5 protein-coding genes are annotated in these 3,507 nt (G+C 65.8%); 1 reads left to right on the top strand and 4 read right to left on the bottom strand.

Annotated elements, in window-relative coordinates; genetic code table 11:
* Both MOV74_RS33995 and MOV74_RS33990 read right to left on the bottom strand, forming a co-directional pair.
* The coding region (locus MOV74_RS33995; protein WP_246931352.1) for an ATP:cob(I)alamin adenosyltransferase at nt 1–347 on the bottom strand (347 nt) is incomplete at its 3' end.
* Nucleotides 348–430: 83 nt separating this feature from the next.
* Nucleotides 431–625 (bottom strand): twin transmembrane helix small protein, encoded by a 195-nt coding sequence (locus tag MOV74_RS33990; RefSeq protein ID WP_246931351.1) that lies wholly within the window; start codon nt 623–625, stop codon nt 431–433.
* A 300-nt stretch (nt 626–925) separates the two neighbouring features.
* Between MOV74_RS33990 and MOV74_RS33985 the strand changes: the two genes are divergently transcribed.
* Complete coding sequence (locus tag MOV74_RS33985; RefSeq protein ID WP_246931350.1) at nt 926–1,819, top strand: YihY/virulence factor BrkB family protein; 894 nt, start codon at nt 926–928, stop codon at nt 1,817–1,819.
* Here MOV74_RS33985 and MOV74_RS33980 read toward each other — a convergent pair.
* Both MOV74_RS33980 and MOV74_RS33975 read right to left on the bottom strand, forming a co-directional pair.
* Nucleotides 1,746–3,008, bottom strand: coding sequence for an ATP-binding protein (locus MOV74_RS33980; protein ID WP_246931349.1), 1,263 nt, complete (start codon nt 3,006–3,008; stop codon nt 1,746–1,748). The two genes, MOV74_RS33985 and MOV74_RS33980, sit on opposite strands and share 74 nt — an antisense overlap.
* A 104-nt stretch (nt 3,009–3,112) precedes the next feature.
* Nucleotides 3,113–3,507 (bottom strand): glutamate--tRNA ligase family protein (locus MOV74_RS33975; RefSeq protein ID WP_246931348.1); only part of this gene is annotated, 395 nt, incomplete at its 5' end.

Raw genomic sequence — 3,507 nt, 5'->3', positions numbered from 1 at the left:
ACGAAGGAGGTCAGCGGCGCGAGCTTGTCGTTGAGCGCGTCGATGTCGCGCTCGAGCCGCTCGACCTGGCTCGCCACCACGCGCAGCCGCTCCGCTTTGCCTTCACGTTCGGGGACCGCGAGATCGGCGCCAAGATCGAACAGATCGTTCTGAATGCGGCCGAGCATCGCGTCGAACTCGGGCATGTCGCCGGTATGGAGCCTGACGACGCCGATGGCAGCGTTGGTCTCGTCGACGGTGCCATAGGCTTCGATGCGCAGATCGTATTTCGGACGCCGCTCGCCGGTTCCGAGCGCCGTCGTGCCGTCGTCACCGGTCTTCGTGTAGATGCGGTTCAACGTGACCATGGAGACCTCTTAGTGTTGGGCATGATCCTGGAAAACCGCTTCACACTTTGCGCGAACGCGGCCCTTCGGGTCCGGATCATGCCCTATCGTCCCAACGCCCAGACCGCAGCCATCGCGATGACGATCGCCACGAACTGAAGCAGCACGCGCCAGCGCATCAGCTTCTGCGAGGTGTTGGGCGAGCCGCCGCGCATCATGTTGATGAGACCGAGCAGCAGCACCAACGCCACGGCGCCGACCGCGATCGGTAGGATGAAAGTACTCAGGATAGATGCCATTGGGGGGTGATAACACCGTGCGCGCCGGTCCGCCATGGTGGTCCGGCAACCACCGCCGTCATTCCGGGGCGATGCGCAGCATCGAGCCCGGAATCTATCGGGCCACGTCGCAAGCGGCGAGATGGATTCCGGGCTCGCGCGACGCGCGCCCCCGGAATGACGGCGGGGCGCTTCGCGATCTGGCTTTTGGGGCAATAATGTCAGAAGGTAGCGAGATGACCTCCGATTTGCGCCGCTCGCCTCCCCTCACCTCTCCTCGCGCACGGGGCGAGCGAGCGGCACCTGTCTTGTAGGTCGCGCATGAAAGCGATCCGCTACATCTACGTCGTGTTGGAGGACGCGTTCTACACGTTCCTCGCCGATGACGGCTGGGCGATCGCTAGCCACATCGCGCTGTCGACGCTGATGGCGCTCTTCCCGTTCCTGATCGTGCTGACCTCGCTCGCCGGCTTCTTCGGCTCCAAGGAACTCGCCGACCAGGCCGCCAGCCTGATGCTGCAGATCTGGCCCAAGCAGGTCGCCGATTCGATCTCGGGCGAAGTCCACGACGTGCTGACCACGACCCGCACCGGCATTCTGACCATCGGCGCGGCACTGTCGGTCTATTTCGCTTCCAACGGCGTCGAGGCGCTCCGGGTCGCGCTCAACCGCGCCTATGCGGTGGTGGAGATGCGGCGCTGGTACTGGCTGCGGCTCGAATCGATTGCCTACACGCTGATTGCAGCTTTTACCGCGCTCGCCATGGCGTTCCTGATCGTGCTCGGTCCGCTTCTGATCGAAGCGGCACGGCGCCATATCCCACTATTCGTCGAGTCGAATGAGAGCATCCTCACCTGGCTGCGCTACGGCATCACCATCAGTGCGCTGGTGGTGGCGCTGATCATCCTGCACGCCTGGCTACCGGCAGGACGGCGCGGCTTTCTCCAGATCCTGCCCGGCATCGTCTTCACCATCGTGGCCTCGCTGATCTCCAGCGTCGTGTTCGGACAATATCTGGCCCGCTTCGCCAACAATTACGTGACGATGTATGCGGGGCTCGCCTCGGTGATCATCGCGCTGGTGTTTCTGTACTTCATCGCCGCGATCTTCGTTTACGGCGGCGAGCTCAACGCCGCGATCATCAAGTCGCGACTTCCTCACGGCGTGTCGCTTCAAGCAGCGCAGTCGCTAGCGCCCGCGGAGACACAGGCTTGACCAGGAAGGCGTCGGCGCCCGCCTCGCGCGAAGCCGCCTCGTCCTCGCCGCGACCGGAAACTCCGATGATCGGGATCTGAGCCAACTGCGTCGGCATGGTGCGGATCCGCCGGATGGCTTCGACGCCGTCGATGCCCGGCAGAACCATGTCCATCAGCACCGCATCGAACGCGCCCTGCTCCAGCCGGTTCACGGCGTCCTCGCCGCGCCCGATGAACTCGGCATGATGGCCGAGCTCGGTCAGAATGGTGTTGAGCACGACGCGACCGAACGGATTGTCCTCGACGCTGAGGACGCGCAGCGCCGCGACCGCATCTGGTTCGGCTTCGCCCTTCCTCCCGCGAGATTTGTCCGATCCCGTCGCATCGAGCGACACCGTCAGCGTAAAGGTGGCGCCGCCGCCGCGCCGGGGCGCAACGATGATGTCGCCGCCCATCGCACGCGCCAATTGCTTGACCGAGGATAGGCCGAGGCCAGCGCCGCCGAAGCGCGAGGCGATGGTGACATTGGCCTGGGTGAACGGGCGGAACAGCCGCTTGATCTCGGCCATGGTCAAGCCGATGCCGCTGTCGGACACCGCGAAGGCGACGCCGACCCTGCCTTTGGCTTTGCCCTTGACGGGACGCCACGGCTCGACAGCGAGGGCCACGCCGCCCTGGTCGGTGAATTTCACGGCATTGTCGATCAGGTTCTCGAGCGCGGCGCGCAGGCGGACGGGATCGCCGACCACCAGTCCCGCCAGCTTTTCGGAGATTTCCACCTCGGCCTTCAGCCCCTTGGCCGCGGCCCGGCCGGCCAGCGAATCGCCGGCATTACGGGCAAGCGTTCGCAGGTCGAACAGGTCCTGTCGCAGCGTGCCTCCGCCCTTCCCGGCCCCCTTGCCGGTTCTGGCGGCATCCACGAACAGCGTGGCAAGGCTCGCCAGATGCTCGGCACCGGCCTTGATCGTATCGGCCCAGCGCCGTTCCCGTTCGCCGAGATCGGAGGTCGCGAGCAGGTCGCTGATCGCCAGAATGCCGGTCAGGGGGGTGCGAACTTCATGGGCAAAGGCGGCGAGCGCCGCCTGGACCACATCAGGCGCGACCACCTTGATGCTGCGCTTGCGCAACGGGGCGACCGGCCCGGACCGCTTCCGAGGCGGTCGCTTGGACGTCCGCGTGGTGCGCGCTGCGCGCTTTTTCGCCGCCATGAATCCCCTTCGAAGTATCCCCTTCGAACCCCAGGCTGTCGGCCAAGCATGGCACGGCGGAACCCCCGGAGTCACGGCGACGTTTAGCTAACCCCCAGAGAAACTTAACCTAATCCCACCAGCTGACGGATGCCGGCAGGCGTGATGCCGGCCGCGCGCAAGGCGCGCAGACCGGTCGAGCGGCTCGATTTCGACAGCTTCCGCCCAGTCTCGTCGCAAATCAGCCGGTGATGCCGGTAGGCGGGTTCGGGCAAGCCGAGCAGGACCTGGAGCAGGCGGTGCACTGAGGTGGCGTGAAACAGGTCCTGGCCCCGCACAATCTCGCTGACGCCCTGAAGTGCGTCATCGACGACGACGGACAGATGGTAGCTGGTCGGTGTCTCCTTCCGGGCCAGGATCACGTCGCCCCACGCTTCGGGGCGCGCCGGGACAATGCCGCCCTCGCCGTCGGGGCGCTCGCCGAGTTCGCTCCACGTCAGACCGGCGGCGCGCTGACAGG

Source organism: Bradyrhizobium sp. SHOUNA76, from assembly GCF_023006445.1.
Taxonomy (GTDB): Bacteria; Pseudomonadota; Alphaproteobacteria; order Rhizobiales; family Xanthobacteraceae; genus Bradyrhizobium.
Note: the sequence above shows the minus strand (reverse complement) of the source record. Positions and strands in the feature narration are given on the sequence as shown.

Bases quoted from the DNA above. Each gene is read 5' to 3' on its own strand.
- MOV74_RS33990 (WP_246931351.1), bottom strand. From the start codon at position 625: ATGGCATCTATCCTGAGTACTTTCATCCTACCGATCGCGGTCGGCGCC.
- MOV74_RS33985 (WP_246931350.1), top strand. From the start codon at position 926: ATGAAAGCGATCCGCTACATCTACGTCGTGTTGGAGGACGCGTTCTAC.
- MOV74_RS33980 (WP_246931349.1), bottom strand. From the start codon at position 3,008: ATGGCGGCGAAAAAGCGCGCAGCGCGCACCACGCGGACGTCCAAGCGA.